This window comes from Actinomadura nitritigenes (genome assembly GCF_017573545.1).
Lineage (GTDB): Bacteria > Actinomycetota > Actinomycetes > Streptosporangiales > Streptosporangiaceae > Spirillospora > Spirillospora nitritigenes.
Genome location: NZ_JAGEOK010000031.1, coordinates 115,267 through 130,860 on the forward strand (window position 1 = coordinate 115,267; position 15,594 = coordinate 130,860).

Sequence of the window (15,594 nt, forward strand, 5' to 3'; positions counted from 1 at the left end):
GAAGAGTGCGGTTCAACGGCGTCAGGACGGCGGCACTGATCGCCGCGCTGTCGGCATTGATGCTCGCGATCGGCTGGGCGTTCGGCGGCACCGCCGGACTCACCATCGCGCTGGTCATCGCCCTCGGCACCAACGGCGTCGCCTACGTCTTCTCCGACCGGATCGCGCTGCACTCCATGCGCGCCCACCCCGTCGGCGAGGTCGAGGCGCCGATGCTCTACCGGCTCGTCCGCGAGCTGTCGACCACCGCCCGCCAGCCCATGCCGCGGCTGTACGTCTCCGAGACCCGCCAGCCGAACGCGTTCGCCACCGGCCGCAACCCGCGCAACGCCGCCGTCTGCTGCACCCGCGGCATCCTCCGCATGCTGGACGAGCGGGAACTGCGCGCCGTCCTCGGCCACGAACTCTCGCACGTCTACAACCGCGACATCCTGATCTCGTCCGTCGCCGCGGCCATCGCCACCGTGATCACCTACCTGTCGCACCTGGCGATCTTCCTGCCGATCGGGCGGGCGGACGACGACGACGGCCCCGGCGTCCTCGGCGCCCTGCTCATGCTGGTGCTCGGCCCCGTCGCCGCCGCCGTCGTGCAGATGGCGATCAGCCGCACCCGCGAGTTCGCCGCCGACTCCGCCGGCGCCCGCCTCACCGGAGACCCGCTCGCCCTCGCGTCCGCCCTCCGCAAGATCGAGGCGGGCACCCAGGCGATGCCGCTGCCGCAGGACCCCGAGCTCGCCACCACCAGCGCCCTGATGATCGCCAACCCGTTCCGCGGCGCCGGCATCGGCAAGCTGTTCTCCACCCACCCGCCGACCGCCGAGCGCATCGCCCGCCTCGAACGCATGGCGGGCCGCCGCTAGCTACGGCGCCGTCAGGACCACCGGGCCGTCCGGCGTGATCGCGATGGTGTGCTCGAAATGCGCGGCCCGGCCGCCGTCCGCCGTGGCGATCGACCAGCCGTCCGCAAGCAGGCGCGAGTCGTCCGACCCGCCCTCGTGGAACATCGGCTCGATCGCGATCGTCAGGCCCTCCCGCAGCGGCATCCCCGTTCCCGCCCTGCCCACGTTCGGCACCGGCGGGTCCTCGTGCATCTCCGTTCCGATGCCGTGCCCTCCGCAGCCCCGCAGGATCCCGAACCCGGCCCTGCGCGCCGTCCGCTCCACCGCGTTCGCGATGTCGCCCATCCGGTTCCCCGGCACGGCCGCCGCGATCGCCCGCTCCAGCGCGGTCTCGGTCACGTCCAGAAGCCGCCGCCCCGCCTCGTCGCCGGCTCCCACGAAGAACGACACGGCGGCGTCCCCGCAGTACCCGTCGAGCGTCGCCCCGCAGTCGACCGAGACCAGATCCCCGTCCGCCAGCACCCGCCCGTCCGGGATGCCGTGCACGACCACGTCATTGACCGACACGCAGATGTTCGCCGGATACGGCACGGGCGCCCAGCTCGGCTCGTAATGCAGGAACGGCGACGTCGCCCCGTTCTCCTTCAGGATCCGCCCGGCCACCGCGTCCAGCTCCGCCAGCGGCAGCCCCGGCTCCGCGGCCTCCCGCGTCCCCGCCAGGATCCGGGCCACGACCCGCCCCGCCTCCCGCATGAGCTCCCACTCCCGTGGGCTTCGGTACGTCACCATGGCGGAGATGGTAATCACACCCCTCACCGACGGCAGCGCGACCGGGGCCAGACCGCCCTCGCCGCCCGCCCCGCACCCTTCTCGGAAACGGAGCGAACCGACGAGCCCGCCGCCGCGTCATAAACCACGAGAGCGCGCCGGCCGCCTCTGCGGGGGAGGCGGCAGGCGCGCTCTCATCTGCTCTACCGGTAGTTGACGAACTGGAGGGCGACGTCCAGGTCCTTGCCCTTCAGCAGGGCGATGACCTGCTGGAGATCGTCCTTCTTCTTCGAGCTCACCCGCAACTCGTCCCCCTGGATCTGGGCCTTGATCCCCTTCGGCCCCTCATCCCGGACGATCTTGCCGATCTTCTTCGCGTCCTCCTGGGAGATGCCCTCCTTCAGCCCGACGCCCAGCTTGTAGAGCTTCCCCGACAACCGCGGCTCGCCGGGATCGATCGCCTTCAGCGAGATCCCCCGCTTGACCAGCTTGTCCTTCAGCACGTCGAGCACGGCGTTCGCCCGCTCCTCGGTGTTCGCCTGGATCTCGATGCTCTCCCCGGACCACTTGATCCCGGCGTCCACGTTCCGGAAGTCGAACCGGTTGGCCACCTCCTTGGCGGCCTGGTTCAGAGCGTTGTCGACCTCCTGCCGGTCGAGCTTCGAGACGATGTCAAACGAGCTGTCGGCCATCGCGCACACTTCCCCTCAGCAGCACCTACGCGGTCCTGAGAGCGTAGCGACTCGCGCCCCGCCCCCGCGGGTCCGCACCGCCCGGCCTCCGATGTCACGACCACGCGCCGCGTCCGCTATTCTTTCCAGTGCCGTCGCGAGAGCGACGCCACGGCGGGTTGCCCGAGTGGCCAATGGGAGCGGACTGTAAATCCGTCGGCTTAGCCTACGCAGGTTCGAACCCTGCACCCGCCACACCACGCGAAACGGCCTCTGACCAGGCACAACGGTCAGGGGCCGTTCGCATTTCCAAGATCCCCCAGGTGCAGCGAGACGCCACCGAACGCCCCCGGATGTCACCGGTCCCGGAATATACGCGGAATGACTCCGAGCCCGTTCTCGCAGGTCGCACCGGGAAAGCCGAAGGGGCTCCGGCGCGAACCAGAGCCCCCACAGCGTAGGCATGATCAGTCGTCGAGCGCATCGTCGATCCGCTGGTTCGCCCGATCATGCTGACCGAGGATGCACTTGGCGTAGACCTGCAACAGCACCTTGACGCTGTGCCCCGCCCGCTCGGCGACCTCGGTGGCCGGCACCCCGGAGTTGAGCCACAGCGACACCCCCGCGTGCCGCAGGTCGTAAGGCCGCCGAGCCAGGGGAGAGGCGACCTGTTCCGGCGTGAACGCCAGAGCCCGAGTCGCCGCCCAGACGTCCCCGTAGGCGGTGGACCCGACGATGCCACCCCGCTCGGTCTGGAAGATCCGCCCATCGTCCGCCGTCCCGAACTCGGCGATGTGCTCCCGGAGGATCTCCACTAGGACCGGCGGGATCGGAACCGTCCGAACCTCGGCCAGCGGACGAAGCTTGAGCCCGCGCTGTTCATGGGTCTTGCCGCTGTTCGTCCAGCGCGAGCCCGTTTCGGGCAGCGAGCGCGTCAGGACAAGGCGCCCCCAGCCAGTTGCCGGAAGATGGCAGTCGTCCTTGAGTAGCGCCACCGCCTCAGCCGGACGAAGCGCCGCGTAGTACATGCAGCCGTACAGCGCCCGCAGCCGCCGGCCCCGCCCCCGCTTGCCGACATAGGTGACCGCCGTCAGGCACTCCCGCATCTGACGAGGCCCGATCACCACGCGCCAGTCCACCTCTTCGGCGAGCTTGGGCGGAGACCACTTGACCTTGTCGATCGGGTTCCGGTCGAACTCCTCAAGCTCGACCGCGTACTCGAAGGCGTTGTAGAGGACCGCCCGCTTACGCGCCACCGTCGCGGCCGCCGCCGGTTTGCCGTCCAGCCGACGAGAGAGCGCGTTGAGCGCCGCCCGGACATTGGCAGGCTTGGCGACCTCCGGCATGTCCAGCGACGCCTTCTCCAGCCACGAGAGCGCCTCAGCGATCTCGACCGGCCGCCGCTTCTCCCGATCCTGCGGAGCCAGGTAGTACGCCCGCAGCGCCCGCCGCAGGAGTTCCGCCTCAGGGGCTTCCGGAGCGTCCTCCCGCACGAGTGCCGGAGAGACCGTCGCGATCGTCTCGGTGAGCCCGTCACGGCTGTTGGGGGCCGCCCCCTGCCACTTCATGTCGATGTAGGCCCGGCTGAACTCCAGCCACGTGCGTGCAGGCTTCTCCGCCGTCTTGCTCGGGAGCATGGACAGCGGCAAGCCGGACTCGACGTCGAACTCTTCACCGTTCTTCGCCGCCTGCCGCAGGTCGGACAGGAAGTTCTTCCCCTGCGTCGACCGCTGGAAGGTCTGCGACTTCTCCCGCCCGCCGACCGTCCACCGCACCGTGTACGAGATGACCTTGCCGGGCTTGCTCGACCTCGCCCCGGCCTTGTTCGGGCGGATCTCCCAGAACTTGACCTTGTACGACGTCGTCACGCCGCCTCCTGGAGGGTGCAGAGCCAGCGCATCAGCTCACTGCGCCAGATGCGAAGCTCGTTGTTCGGGAGCTTGAGCGCTTCGGGCGCCTTGCCAAGCTCGCGCCAGCGGTAGAAGGTCCGCTCGGACACGCCGCCGAGTTCTTCGAGGACCTGGGCGACGGTCAGGAGTTCATCCCGCCGAGTGCTCACGCTGCTGCCTCCGCAGTTGCCGAAAGTTCGGGAGTGGTGTTCTGTGTCGCGGCGTCGAGCTGGCGGCGCCGTTGGATGCGTTCGTTGATCAGGAGCAGGAGCCGATGCTCGGTCGGTCTCACGTCGGGGTCGCCAGGCCCCGCGCGTTCCCAGACGTAGGCCGCTTGTGGGTCGGCCGGGTTGGAGACGGGGATGCCTGCCTCAGCCAGGCGAGCCAGCGCCCACGCCTTCCGATCCGCTTTGTGATCGGCGAGCGTCTTGCCCGACCACTTGCGGGAGACCAGGACGCGACGGCCGCCGTAGCCAAGGTGTTCGCGTCGGTGTGCCTTGCCCTTGCAGTAGCCGGGCGTCATCCCTTTGCGGGGGTTCTTGGGCTGGACGCCGTAACGCAGCCAGTTCGCGCACGTCGGCGAACACGGCTCGTAGCGGAGTGCTTCGGCCATCCGGTCGACGTGCTCACGCTGCGCGGGAGTCTCGGCCTGGTGGCATTCGGAGACGCCTTTGACCAGGTACTTGGTCAGGTAGCCGATGCAGCGTCGCGAGTCTGCGGAGTCGGCGAGGACGCCTTGTGCGTCGATCTGGCGTCCGAAGCGGACCACGTGCAGGGGTTCGGCGTCCTCGTCCAGGCCGATCGCGTCCAGCGCGTCATCCCAGGTCGGGAGGACTTCGCCGGTTGCGGGGTCGAGGTAGCCGCTGTTCTCGCCCGCAGCCTCATCCCAGACCGGCAGCCGATCCCCGGAGTAGACGACGCGATCCGTCGAGGGCCACCACACCTGGTGATACGTGGCCGCCACGACCTGACGCAGTTCCGCGCGGGAGATGGTCCCGCGGATCGCCATGTGAAGGTGCGGAGCCAACCGCCGCTGCGGCTCAACGGCAGCGAAGTACTGCACGTCATACCCGACGAACCGGCGCAGGTTCTGCACGAACCGGTCCACCAGCTTGGAGAAGTGCAGCGCATCGCGAGCGGCGCGCGTGTAGTCGTAGGTGGCCGGGTCGACCGGCGTACCGTCCGAGCGGACCCGCCCGTAGGAGTCCAGGGTCAGGGTCAGGAAGATGGACGGCCGGAACGTCTTGCCGTCCTTGCCCCGGAAGACCTTGCCGACGGTGCGGGAGTCGACCGGACGCCGAGGAAGGTCCGGCGCGTCCTGCCGCCGCCGGGTGGAACGGGTCCGCCGGCCCCTGGCATCCTCACCCGTCTTGAGCGACCCCCGCACCCCGGTGCGCTCGATCTCGATATCCAGGTCCCGCACCACGGCATCCCAGAACTCCGGGCCTTCCCCGTCCGCCGTACCGTCCTCGGCGGCGCGGTCACAGGCCGCCTGTGCCTGCGACCGCAGTTCCATCCACGCCCGCTGTTCCTCATCCGGGTCAGCGCGCGTGATGACGGGTTCCTCGGCCAGGTGCCACCCCTGCCGACACTGCACCGCCCGAAGCTTGCGCTTCCGCTCGGCACACGAGGGACACACGCTCGCCAGGGTGTGGCCGCACGGGACGTAGACCACTTCGGCTGCACCGGTGTGCAGGTCGACCCGCCGCATGGGAACCGGCCGGACGCACACGCCGTGTTCGACCGCGACCGCTTCCAGCACACCCCGCGCCAGCGGAGCGAGGGTCTTGACCACCGGTTCCGACGTCGATTCAGCCGCGGGGGTCTGCGAGCCGTCCAGGGAGAGCTGTGTCACGCGGCCTCCCCGGCATTGAGGACGGGGAGCCCGAAGGCGACCATGTCGCGGATGTCGTCGTCGGAGACGTACGCGGCCCGGACGCGGACCGGATCGGGGACGGTCTCCAGCCGGACGAACCCGACCCCCGCACCGATCTCCGGAACCGACGAGATCTGGTCAGCGAGCGCGCCACGGTCGCGGGCACCATCGCCCAACACCATGTCGACCTGTTCGTCTTCATCCAGCCGCAGCGCGATCCGGTCGGGGAACAGGTTACGAAGGTTGTTGACCTCTTTCCGCGCGTCCTGCTGCGCCCCGATCACGCAGTACCCCACCGACCGCCCCTGCGAGGTCAGCACGGCAAGCGCCGACTCGGCCCGCTTTCTCAGGTCGCGTTCGGGGCAGTACGCGGTCAGGAACGCCAGCTCATCCACGATCACGACCCGGAACGGATGCTCGTGCGTCGGCGTGAACGAGCGGGTCACTCCGGCGAACTGTTCGGCGCGTGCGTTCATGTTCTCGGCCGCGGCCTCCAGGAGCTCGACCATGCCGCCTTTGGGGTCATCGCTGTAGCGGCCGTAGCGCTCGAAGAGGGGGCGGCCGAAGGACAGTTCCATGCGCTTGGGGTCGACCGCCCAGACCTCGACCAGTCCGGCGAGCATCAGCGGCAGAAGTGCGCGGACCGTCGACCAGATCACCGAGCCCTTGCCGGCACCGGTGGCGCCCGCGATGAGCACGTGCGTCCCGAGGAGCCGCAGCCGCCACGGTGAGCCGTCCTCGGTTCGTCCGATCTCCAGCGCCCGCAGGTCGACGTCCGCAGCGTCGGGGACGGGCAGGGCGGGGATCGGGACGGCGAGGGCATCTTTGCGGACGAACTCCAGCCAGAGCCGTCCCGGACGGTCCCCCTCCCGGACCCGGACCAGGGTCGCGCCGAACCCGTGCGCGAGGTTGACCGCGACCCGTTCCCACGCGTCCGGTGCCTGCCCTTTGAGCATCTTCACCAGGACGCGGTCCGAGGTCGGGCCGCAGCGGACCCGGACGAGAGAGGGCAGGTACTCGCGGCCTTTGTGGACTTTGGTGAGTCCGGCGGTGACGAGGACGGGTTGCCAGTCGCGGCGGTAGACCATCGCCAGCCGCCACCGGGCACGGGCCGGACGAGCGGCGTAGCGGACGAAGGACGGACGGTCCAGCGCCGCCCACACGGCCAGGCCGACCGCGACGAGGACCATGACGACGAGCGGGACGGCCCAGCCGTACCGGACGCCGAGCCAGCCGAGCCCACCGGCGATGGAGACGGGGACGATGTTGCGGACCAGGAACACCACCGTCCGGACGGCGGTGCGGACGAGGTTGACGAGCAGCACCAGGCCCTCGGGCATGTGCCAGACCGGAGGCGCCCACTTGGGCGCCGCGAACGGGTCACGCTGCGCCTCAACGGCGACGTTCTCACCAGGGCCGAGCTTGCGGAACTCCCAGGACATAGCCTGGACACCTCTTCTCTTTCGAGCCTTTGAGGGGGAGGAGAAGCGGGGCGGCCGGAGGTACCAGCTCCAGCCGCCCCACCCATTTCGGGGGTCAGGCCGCCGTGTTGGTGATGAGCGCGTGGAGCCGCTCGACCTCGGCCGCGTACGTCGCGAACGACTCGGCGAGTTGGCGCGCGACCTGGACGTCTCCGGCGGTCGGGGAGTTCGGGTCGGTCGGGGTGATGATTACGTCGGCGCCCGCGTGCGTGAACGAGATCTGTGCCCGGTCACGGCCCGAGCCGCACAGTACCGACAGCGAGTCGTCCGGGTGCATGTGCACCGTGATCCGCGCCGACCCGTCCGGCTCCACCGTGACCGTGGTGTAGGAGTAGGCGCCCATCAGGCAGCGTCCTTGGCTGCCGCGCCGTCCTTGCCATTGGATCGGCCCGCGCCGCCCTTGAAGCCCGCCGGGCGCATCCCCGCCGCCTTGAGCGAGTAGGCGAGCCGGTTGTTCTGGCTGTTGACGTACGGTGTCACCGTCAGCCCGTCGAACTCCACCGGCACGAACGGGAACCCCGCCGGAGCCTCCGGAAGCACCGGCTGCACCGGCGCGATCAGCTTGACCTTGAATGTCCCCTTGGACGCCGGGTCGGCGTCGAGGACCTCGACCGACCAGACCAGTTCGCCGGTGTCCTTGTCGCGGCCCTGCACGAAGTTCTCCCGGCTCGACCGGTCGAAGTCCCGCACCGGCTCCACGCCGCCCTTGACGAACGCGCCGTAGGGGAACACGTCGCCGAACGCGACCTTGAACGGACCCTGCACCGCCATGGCGGATACCTCCAGACGTTCACCCGACCGCTTGTCCGGTCGAGTGGATGTAGCGAGAGATTACCCTGTTCACTCGTCCGGACAACTTCCGAAACTAGTGACCTGCGTCACACCTAACAAAAATGCAGGTCAGTCCGGGACGCTGTAGACGTCCTCCAGCTCATGCAGCGACCCCGGCAGCAGCACCTCGGCCACAAAACACGCCGCGTCGGAGGCATCATGCATGCTCGCCAAGACCGTCAGCACCGGCTCAGACTTCTTGAGCTGCAACGCCTCGGCCTCATCCTTGGACGGAAGCCGAGCCGACAGCCGTTCGGCGATGTGGTCGACGCGCACGTCTTTCACGGTGCGCAGGTGAGCCCGCAGCCCAACCGGCAGAGCCGTGTCCTTGTCCAGGTCGGTGCCGTACGCCAGCTCTTGCGGGAACCAGCACGTCACCAACTCCGAGACGAGCCCCTCCCGGACGCTCGCCCACCGACGCACCAGCACCCGCGCCCCACCATCGAGGCCGAGCAGGCCGGCGACCGGTGCAGGAGCCGGAACCGTGCCGACTTCAAGGAGGCTCACGCCCGGCGAGGTCTCCGGCTGGTCGAGGAGAGCAAGGCCCGGACGCGAGGCGCGCGCCGCAGGACCCGGACGCCCCTTCACGAACGAGCCGCGCCCGTGCTCACGAGTGATCCACCCGTCCTGCTGCAACATCTGCAGAGCACGGACGACGGTCGTCCGGCCGACCGCGAAGTCCCGCACGAGCTGTGATTCAGACGGCAGCATCGAGCCGGGCGGGTAGTCCCCGTTCTCAATCCGGCGGCGCAACTCCAGCACCACACGCGCGTACTTCGGGGGCTCGAACTCCAAGCTCGACATCTCGACCACCTGACGACTCTCACGCTTGACCGCATAAGCGAATCTCTCTGGCACTGTAGCTTCCTTCCGTTCCGACGTCACGCCCACGAACTGCACCTACGCTCCAGCCGCAACGAGCAAGGCCCCCGAGCCCGACCGCCGGAACCACCCAGCAGACAGGCCCGAGGGCCACCCAGTTCGCCGCCAACGTCGGCGACCTTCACATCACCGAGGCCAGGGCCAGCCCCGCGCGTGAACGATCGCGTTCCGCAGCTCGTCAGGGTTGAGCGCCTCTACGAGACGAGCGTCATCGCCGAGCCGGACCATCGCCCACCACGTCCCGGTGGCCTCCCCGTACCAGGCCCAGACGCCGGAGAACTCGCGTTCGATCTGCGCGGCGACCGGCCGCCCGCTCATCCCGTCCGGCAGCACCACCGGAACCGCACCCATCACGACCCGCCGCCGTCCGGCGAGCTGGTGAACGGCACCGCCAGGACGTGTGCGATCCGGTCCGCCGCCGTATGGGTCTCCAGCAGCGGGCACAACGGCTCCAGTTCCGGCGGGGACTGGCGGGTCGGTCCGGCCCACACCCACAGCCACCACAGCACGCCCTTGTGGCGACGGCACAGGACCTCTTGCCGCATCCCCGGATGCATCAGCGCTCCGCGCGGGTCATCGGGGTCGGGTTCACCGGCCGGGTTGCTCGCCCGCACCGCTCCATGCCCGTACACCTGCGCGTCCAGGCCCCGCCGCTTCAACGCCTCGACCAGCGCCAGCGCAGCCGGACGCCATGCCGTGTTCTGCAGAGGCCGCAAGCTCACCACGTTCATGACCGAGAACTCCCAGGGGGTAGAAGCGGGACCGGCGGACGAGCAGGCGACCGAACCCCACCCGGCCAAGCGCAGCCGCCACGGGGGCGAAGCGACCGCGCTTCCAGTCGCCCGCAACGCCCGCCGGCCCCGCGGCTTCACCTACGCCGCACGCGTCTTGCGTGTCGGCGCGCACCAGCGGCACGGCACCTTCTTGACGTCAGGCCCGGAATCACCCGACGCACCCACCAGCACCGCCCGTCGAGGATGGGAGAACTTCCACCCTCGGTCGCCGCAGTGCTCGCACCCGTTGTCCGCCTGCTCGTCGCGCATGGCAGCAACCTTCGCGCCCCGCAACGTCCTAAAGAAGGTCCATGAGAGGACGCTTAGAGGACGTTATTAGGTCTCTATAGAGAGAGAAGCGCGTCACAGTGTCCGCTCGGAGGCCCTATGGGCGCTAAAGTCGGTCCCGTAGAGGACGTCCAGCGGAGGGAGCTGCGATGCCGCGCCCGGCAGGAAACACCCGACTCAAGGCCGCCCGGCAACACGCCGGATACGCCTCCCAGCAGGCATTGGCGGACGCCATGACGGCCGCCGCCCCACTGCTCGGCCTGGGAAACATGCAGATCAGCGCCCGGCAGATACGCCGATGGGAGTCCGCCTCCCCGCCGTGGCCCCGCGCCGACCACCAGCGCCTACTGGTCCACGTGCTGCAACTGCCCGTCGATCAACTCGGCTTCACCCCGCCGTGGGAGTCCTCGGACAGCCCCGCGCCCGCACGGCCGAACGCGACCGTGCCCGCCATCCCCGGCAACGGCGCCACGCTGCCACTGCCCAAGGCCAACGCCGCCGTCCAACCCGCCACTGTCGGAGCCGACTTCGCCGCCATCAACGGCGCCCTGCGCCGCCTCTACTTCTCCGTCCAGCCCGCCCAGCTCCACCCCGCCGTGGTCGAGCACACCAAACTCGGAACGCAGCTCCTCGCCGAGACCACCGGCGTCCCCCGCACGATCCTGGCAACCGCACTCGCCGAGTCACTGCTACTGGTCGGCCGCATCGAGTTCTTCGACCTGCGCCAGCCCGAAGACGCCGACGCCTCATACGTCCGCGCCCTCCAGGCCGCAGGCGAAGCCGACGACCCGCTGTTGGGCGCGGCCATCCTCGCCCACGCCGCATTCATCCCCGGATGGGACGGCCGACGCGACGAGGCCGCCGAACGCATGCGCGCCGCCCGCACCTACGCCCGACGCGGCACCGCACCCGCCGAGTTCCTGGCATGGCTGGACGCCGTCGAGGCCGAGTGCGAGACCCGATGCGGACACCCCCGCGAAGCGCTACGTCTCATTAGCCACGCCGAACACGTCCTGGCCGAGAGCACCGGTCAGCCGACCCCCGAGTGGTTCAACTGGTTCTCGCCGGTCAGCCTCGCCTCTTTCAAGGGAGACACCCAGCTCAAAGCCGGTCAGCCCGCCCAGGCCAAAACCACACTGCTCGGGGTCCTGGACGCGATCGGCGCCACCAACGCCAAACAGCGCGCCGTCATCCTCGGCGACCTGGCCGCCGTCGAAGTCGCCCAGAAGAACCCCGAAGCCGCATGCGCCTACGCCGAGCAGGCGCTAGACCAGCTCGCCGTCACTTGGTACGCCACCGGAATGGACCGCGTCCACGACGTCCGCCGCACACTCCAGCCGTGGGCCGAGACCGAATGCGTCCGCCGCCTGGACGACCGCCTCTACGGATGGCAGACCACCCTCAGCGCGCTCCAGCGTTGAACTCCGCCACACGACCCGGAAGCTCGGCCAGCGAATCAATCCGCATCATCGGAACACGGTCGGCTTCCGGGTCGTCCTGTTGAACGATCCCCCACGGCCCCCGCCGGATCAGCGCCGTCAGCAACCCCGCCTCAGCCGCGGGCATGATGTCGTTGTCCAACCGGTCACCCACATACAGCACTTCACCCGCATCGCACGGCGCCGCGTCCACCACACACCGGAAGAACCCCGGATCAGGCTTGGACACACCCCAGTCATCCGACGTCGCGATCATGTCGCTGGGCAACTCCAACGACCGCAGGATCCCGCCGGCCCGCACCGTCTGATTCCCCGCGATCCCCACCCACAGCCCATCACCCCGCAGCTTCGCCAGCGTCGGACGCGCATCCGGGTACAAGTCCTCTTCCCCGAACGTCTCAGGCTGCCCAGCCTCGGCCCGCTCCTGGCGCTGCTGCGTCAGATCGAACCCCGGCGCGAACACCTGGAACGTCTCCCGGTAGTCCAACCCCCGAGCGATCACCGCCCCGAACATCGCCGAGAACGTATGCCGAGGCACCCCCAACCAGTCAGCCCACGTCCCATACTCCCGAGTCTCATTAACCAGACACTCGCCCACATCGAACACCACAGCGCGAATCATGCCCGCTACTCTACCGCCACCAAAAATCTGCCCCTCGAGGATACGCTTTGGCAGCGTACAGCCTAATTGAATCGCAGACCAAATAGGCCACCGTCATCATATGCGTCTGTCATCCTCGCGCTTTCCCGATATTCGCTCACGAACCCCTCGCGCTGTGCCTTTTGTAGATCATCAGAGTTAATGGTGACAATATACTGCAGCCCTTCGTCCACTGCCACTTCGCTCGCAAGATTCAACGCACTAGCCATCTGACGGCCTTCAACGCCATCATAAAGATGGCTGTCGTGAACAAGAAAATCAGGTCCACGACCGAGTCGATGCGCGGTTACAGCTAGCGTCAGGTCGAAGCAGAAAAGCGCCATGCTCCGAACACCTTCGCTCTTGTCGCCGCCGATAGTAGGAGTGAACTTGTAACCGGATTTCGAAGGCTCGATAGAGAGAGACGCCGGCCTCTTACCACCATAGATGCGGTAGGCGAACGCAGAGAACGTCCTTCCTATCTCCTCAATATGCACGCGACGTTCGGTGAGATCAGAGCTAAACAAGATCTCTAGCTCGGCACTACGCAACTGCAGGTGACGATTGGCATTCTCCCAGCGATCGACCGTTTCGCGACGCTCTATTAACTCGGCTAGGCGCCCGGAAAGTTTCCCGAGTTGACGTTGCAACTCCTGGTAAGTCTCAAGTGCGCCTCCGGTTTCGAGGAGTCGCATGAGACTTGAACGCTCTTCATCGGCACGCGCTAGGCGCTCACGGTCGCCAGCAATATCCTCCGTCAGTCTCGCCCGCTCTGTCTCAAGATAGCGCCGCCGATTATTTATTACAGAGGCGTGAAATTCTTCGACCTCAGCAAATCGCCGCTTAACATGAGCGGGCAGAACAAGGCCAACCTGATCATAAACTTGCTCAAGGTATTCGTGATCAGGTTGAGTGTCATCTTCTTGGTTTATTGCCTGGTCGATGTCGGCAAGCCGACGCTCGGAAAGCACCAGCCTGTCATTGAGCGTTCTAATCTGTCGGCTTAGCTGATCAGCTTGAGCTCGATATTCCGAGTAGCGTTCGACCACTTTAAAACTCGACAACTGCTCGCTAAGGGCTTCTTCTTCGATCCGCAGCGTGCGGATCTCCGCGTCGAGATCACGTGCGCGTCCAAGGGTCATCCCTAGAATTGGATCGCGCGTCGCCTTCCTAAGATCTCGGAGATTCCTCTCTGCAGCCGAAATCTCCTTGATCTTCCCTACCAGGCCCGTATCCAGCCCGAAAAGCCAGGCCAGGGCTGGCTGAGTTGCGAGCGCAGCTTGTTTTTTGTGGGTTTCGACAGGGCTCGAAAAAGCACCGTTGGCGACATCTCTTAAGTAAAAAGATATAAGTGACCTATAGCTAGGCTCGCCATCGTAGCCTTGAAGCCCAAATAGCTTCCTGCCAAGTTCCTGACGCCACTGATTGAGACGCCATTTTGTATCGCCCTGGTAGACAAAAGCAGGGTTCGCCCCTGACCTACCTGCAGTTGCCGCAGCAGATCCGAGGTCGAACTTTAGCCAAAAAGTTGAATTCTCCAACTCGGGCCGTCGAAGCACGTGGTCCGGCCGAGCGTCAGCGCCGAGCAAGAAGTCCAATACCCTAATCAGGCTAGTCTTTCCAACGGCATTTCGACTATCTTGAGAAGCTGCCTTCTTCGTTCGCTCGGCAAGTACGATATTAAGGCCATAGCCAAAGCTCGCAGCTTTGAACTCTTCGAGATCACTCGTCAGATTACGAAGCATGCGACACCCTCGTTAGCTCGCCAGCTTCTAGCTTAATCGAACCAGTAATGTACAGGAAATCAAGGGCTAGCGCGAACCACCAAAATGGAATAGACGACGGCATCTTATGTGCAGCTCTCCACGCAATAAGGCGATCAAGAACAGTGCTAACCGTCGCCGGCTGATCCAACTGCATCAATACCTGTGCACCAACTGCGATGAGCGCTTGGTCTGGCGCAATATTCTTGGTTGGAAGAATCATACTCTCTCACTTGGCATCTCAAATATTTCACAACTTTCAAAGAAGTGCGTCACTACCATCAATGCCGCGCTGCGCTGTTCTTCTGCGTCGTTCAAAGCTGTGCCAGGAAAAGCTTCTTCAATCAGATCATCACAAAGTGCATGAAAAATTGCGTCCGAGTTTTGCAGGCGGGCCTTATGGGCGTCATAGCGAACCCGCAGATTCTCGGAAACCTGAGCCCGCTCTCCAGGTGTTGCTTTTGAGAAATAATACCTCACATGAGTCGTGTGTACTTGGAAGCGCTTAATTAATTCTGCTACTTCTACACCAAATTCATTGAACTCAATCTTACCAAAGGGGACAGACGCAACATCATCCGACTCTTCCCTCAGGCGAGTGCGTGCCAGGCTCTCTACACACCGAGCAATGTACGTCATTCCCGCTGGATGATCAGAGGGCGGTGCGCCTAAGACATGAACCAGCTTTTCTCGGGTGATTTCTTCTAGGCAATGATCCCAGAGAACTTGAGGAGGCCAGACTTCAATAGCCACAACGTTATCTTGATACTCAGACTTGAGTTCGATTACTCCCTCTGCGGCCATTACTGGAAGACCGTTGGCGTTGTTGTGGACAAACGCCCATCGGCTCATAAGTATGCCCCAATGTTGAAGGGCCGTAAAGAAGTCATCGTGGATCTTATCGGTCACATAATTTTGGTCCGGCTTGCTTGCTCCGTAGCAAGCCAACATTAATCCATCAACCCACCCATCGCATCCCTTATCTCCCCGACCCCCAGGATCTACTTGAATAAAACTTCCTCCATGCCTGGCGTGCATGAGATTTGTGACGAAATCTTGCCATTCAAATCCCGTTTTGCGGATTGAGTACGCCATGAACTGACTGTGAAGCCAAGCGCGATCCTGATCAGAGATAGCACTCATTTCAAAAAGGTGTCCTCGAATCCCGTGGCCTTTACGGTATGACTACCCGCTGTGGCGCATCTTATACGCGGCTTAGAGCGTGTCTCATGTGGGGAGTTGTGTGAGCTTCTTGTAGCAGGTGATGGCTGCGGCGAGGACGAGGAAGGCGTTGAACAGGTGGCCGTGGCGTTCGTAGCGGACGGTTAGGCGCCGGTAGCCGAAAAGCCAGGCCAGAGTCCGTTCGATCTTCCAGCGGTGGCGGCCCAGACGCTCGCTGGACTCGATGCCGGCTCGGGCGATGCGCGGCACGATCCCGCGTCCCCGCAGCCAGG

18 protein-coding genes and 1 tRNA gene are annotated in these 15,594 nt (G+C 65.9%); 3 read left to right on the top strand and 16 right to left on the bottom strand.

Features of this window, described 5'->3' with window-relative positions:
* Positions 1 to 5: 5 nt before the first annotated feature.
* Positions 6 to 860, top strand: coding sequence for a zinc metalloprotease HtpX (htpX, locus tag J4557_RS37605; protein WP_208271565.1), 855 nt, complete (start codon positions 6 to 8; stop codon positions 858 to 860).
* Here the strand turns inward: htpX and map are convergent, their stop codons facing one another.
* Together map and J4557_RS37615 are read right to left on the bottom strand one after the other, a co-directional pair.
* Entirely contained in the window at positions 861 to 1,628 is a 768-nt protein-coding gene (map, locus tag J4557_RS37610; protein WP_208271566.1) for a type I methionyl aminopeptidase, read from the bottom strand.
* 182 nt (positions 1,629 to 1,810) lie between these two features.
* The gene (locus tag J4557_RS37615) at positions 1,811 to 2,299 is read right to left on the bottom strand and encodes a YajQ family cyclic di-GMP-binding protein (protein WP_208271567.1); all 489 of its coding nucleotides are present in this window, start codon (positions 2,297 to 2,299) and stop codon (positions 1,811 to 1,813) included.
* A 152-nt stretch (positions 2,300 to 2,451) separates the two neighbouring features.
* Between J4557_RS37615 and J4557_RS37620 the strand changes: the two genes are divergently transcribed.
* Positions 2,452 to 2,533: transfer RNA gene (locus J4557_RS37620), tRNA-Tyr, on the top strand.
* Between the two features lie 212 nt (positions 2,534 to 2,745).
* Here J4557_RS37620 and J4557_RS37625 read toward each other — a convergent pair.
* The 9 genes from J4557_RS37625 to J4557_RS37665 form a co-directional block, all read right to left on the bottom strand.
* Positions 2,746 to 4,146 (bottom strand): tyrosine-type recombinase/integrase, encoded by a 1,401-nt coding sequence (locus tag J4557_RS37625; RefSeq protein WP_208271568.1) that lies wholly within the window; start codon positions 4,144 to 4,146, stop codon positions 2,746 to 2,748.
* Positions 4,143 to 4,337 (bottom strand): helix-turn-helix transcriptional regulator, encoded by a 195-nt coding sequence (locus tag J4557_RS37630; RefSeq protein ID WP_208271569.1) that lies wholly within the window; start codon positions 4,335 to 4,337, stop codon positions 4,143 to 4,145. The genes J4557_RS37625 and J4557_RS37630 overlap by 4 nt, the downstream gene beginning before the upstream one ends.
* Positions 4,334 to 6,022, bottom strand: a complete 1,689-nt coding sequence (locus tag J4557_RS37635; protein WP_372442575.1) for a replication initiator — start codon at positions 6,020 to 6,022, stop codon at positions 4,334 to 4,336. Before J4557_RS37635 ends, J4557_RS37630 begins: the two co-directional genes overlap by 4 nt.
* Complete coding sequence (locus J4557_RS37640) at positions 6,019 to 7,485, bottom strand: FtsK/SpoIIIE domain-containing protein (protein WP_243776959.1); 1,467 nt, start codon at positions 7,483 to 7,485, stop codon at positions 6,019 to 6,021. The genes J4557_RS37635 and J4557_RS37640 overlap by 4 nt, the downstream gene beginning before the upstream one ends.
* 94 nt (positions 7,486 to 7,579) lie before the next feature.
* Positions 7,580 to 7,867, bottom strand: a complete 288-nt coding sequence (locus J4557_RS37645; protein ID WP_208271570.1) for a hypothetical protein — start codon at positions 7,865 to 7,867, stop codon at positions 7,580 to 7,582.
* Positions 7,867 to 8,295, bottom strand: a complete 429-nt coding sequence (locus J4557_RS37650) for a plasmid replication, integration and excision activator (protein ID WP_208271571.1) — start codon at positions 8,293 to 8,295, stop codon at positions 7,867 to 7,869. The genes J4557_RS37645 and J4557_RS37650 overlap by 1 nt, the downstream gene beginning before the upstream one ends.
* A gap of 129 nt (positions 8,296 to 8,424) precedes the next feature.
* A complete protein-coding gene (locus tag J4557_RS37655; protein WP_307800431.1) occupies positions 8,425 to 9,255 on the bottom strand; it encodes a GntR family transcriptional regulator in 831 nt (276 codons plus the stop codon).
* A 108-nt stretch (positions 9,256 to 9,363) separates the two neighbouring features.
* Positions 9,364 to 9,588, bottom strand: coding sequence for a hypothetical protein (locus J4557_RS37660; protein WP_208271572.1), 225 nt, complete (start codon positions 9,586 to 9,588; stop codon positions 9,364 to 9,366).
* The gene (locus J4557_RS37665) at positions 9,588 to 9,968 is read right to left on the bottom strand and encodes a hypothetical protein (protein ID WP_208271573.1); all 381 of its coding nucleotides are present in this window, start codon (positions 9,966 to 9,968) and stop codon (positions 9,588 to 9,590) included. The genes J4557_RS37660 and J4557_RS37665 overlap by 1 nt, the downstream gene beginning before the upstream one ends.
* Positions 9,969 to 10,447: 479 nt before the next feature.
* Here J4557_RS37665 and J4557_RS37670 point away from each other — a divergent pair, with 479 nt between their 5' ends.
* Positions 10,448 to 11,719 carry an NsdA family TPR-like regulatory protein gene (locus J4557_RS37670; RefSeq protein ID WP_243776960.1) on the top strand — a complete coding sequence of 424 codons (1,272 nt, stop codon included), beginning with the start codon at positions 10,448 to 10,450 and terminating at the stop codon, positions 11,717 to 11,719.
* Here the strand turns inward: J4557_RS37670 and J4557_RS37675 are convergent.
* The 5 genes from J4557_RS37675 to J4557_RS50160 form a co-directional block, all read right to left on the bottom strand.
* A complete protein-coding gene (locus J4557_RS37675; protein WP_208271574.1) occupies positions 11,700 to 12,359 on the bottom strand; it encodes an HAD family hydrolase in 660 nt (219 codons plus the stop codon). The genes J4557_RS37670 and J4557_RS37675 overlap by 20 nt on opposite strands.
* Before the next feature lie 62 nt (positions 12,360 to 12,421).
* On the bottom strand, positions 12,422 to 14,122 hold the full coding sequence (locus tag J4557_RS37680; protein ID WP_208271575.1) for an ABC-three component system protein: 1,701 nt from the start codon (positions 14,120 to 14,122) through the stop codon (positions 12,422 to 12,424).
* Positions 14,112 to 14,363, bottom strand: coding sequence for an ABC-three component system middle component 6 (locus J4557_RS51915; RefSeq protein WP_307800432.1), 252 nt, complete (start codon positions 14,361 to 14,363; stop codon positions 14,112 to 14,114). Before J4557_RS51915 ends, J4557_RS37680 begins: the two co-directional genes overlap by 11 nt.
* The gene (locus J4557_RS37685) at positions 14,360 to 15,235 is read right to left on the bottom strand and encodes an ABC-three component system protein (RefSeq protein ID WP_208271576.1); all 876 of its coding nucleotides are present in this window, start codon (positions 15,233 to 15,235) and stop codon (positions 14,360 to 14,362) included. Before J4557_RS37685 ends, J4557_RS51915 begins: the two co-directional genes overlap by 4 nt.
* 132 nt (positions 15,236 to 15,367) lie before the next feature.
* Positions 15,368 to 15,594: transposase (locus tag J4557_RS50160; protein WP_372442569.1), on the bottom strand; the 227-nt coding region annotated here is incomplete at its 5' end.

Excerpts from the sequence above, each read along its gene's own strand:
- J4557_RS37650 (WP_208271571.1), bottom strand. The coding sequence starts at position 8,295 with ATGGCGGTGCAGGGTCCGTTCAAGGTCGCGTTCGGCGACGTGTTCCCC.
- J4557_RS37685 (WP_208271576.1), bottom strand. The coding sequence starts at position 15,235 with ATGGCGTACTCAATCCGCAAAACGGGATTTGAATGGCAAGATTTCGTC.
- map (WP_208271566.1), bottom strand. The coding sequence starts at position 1,628 with ATGGTGACGTACCGAAGCCCACGGGAGTGGGAGCTCATGCGGGAGGCG.
- J4557_RS37670 (WP_243776960.1), top strand. The coding sequence starts at position 10,448 with ATGCCGCGCCCGGCAGGAAACACCCGACTCAAGGCCGCCCGGCAACAC.
- J4557_RS37645 (WP_208271570.1), bottom strand. The coding sequence starts at position 7,867 with ATGGGCGCCTACTCCTACACCACGGTCACGGTGGAGCCGGACGGGTCG.
- J4557_RS37665 (WP_208271573.1), bottom strand. The coding sequence starts at position 9,968 with ATGAACGTGGTGAGCTTGCGGCCTCTGCAGAACACGGCATGGCGTCCG.
- J4557_RS37640 (WP_243776959.1), bottom strand. The coding sequence starts at position 7,485 with ATGTCCTGGGAGTTCCGCAAGCTCGGCCCTGGTGAGAACGTCGCCGTT.
- J4557_RS37660 (WP_208271572.1), bottom strand. The coding sequence starts at position 9,588 with ATGGGTGCGGTTCCGGTGGTGCTGCCGGACGGGATGAGCGGGCGGCCG.
- J4557_RS37675 (WP_208271574.1), bottom strand. The coding sequence starts at position 12,359 with ATGATTCGCGCTGTGGTGTTCGATGTGGGCGAGTGTCTGGTTAATGAG.
- J4557_RS37615 (WP_208271567.1), bottom strand. The coding sequence starts at position 2,299 with ATGGCCGACAGCTCGTTTGACATCGTCTCGAAGCTCGACCGGCAGGAG.
- J4557_RS37680 (WP_208271575.1), bottom strand. The coding sequence starts at position 14,122 with ATGCTTCGTAATCTGACGAGTGATCTCGAAGAGTTCAAAGCTGCGAGC.
- J4557_RS51915 (WP_307800432.1), bottom strand. The coding sequence starts at position 14,363 with ATGATTCTTCCAACCAAGAATATTGCGCCAGACCAAGCGCTCATCGCA.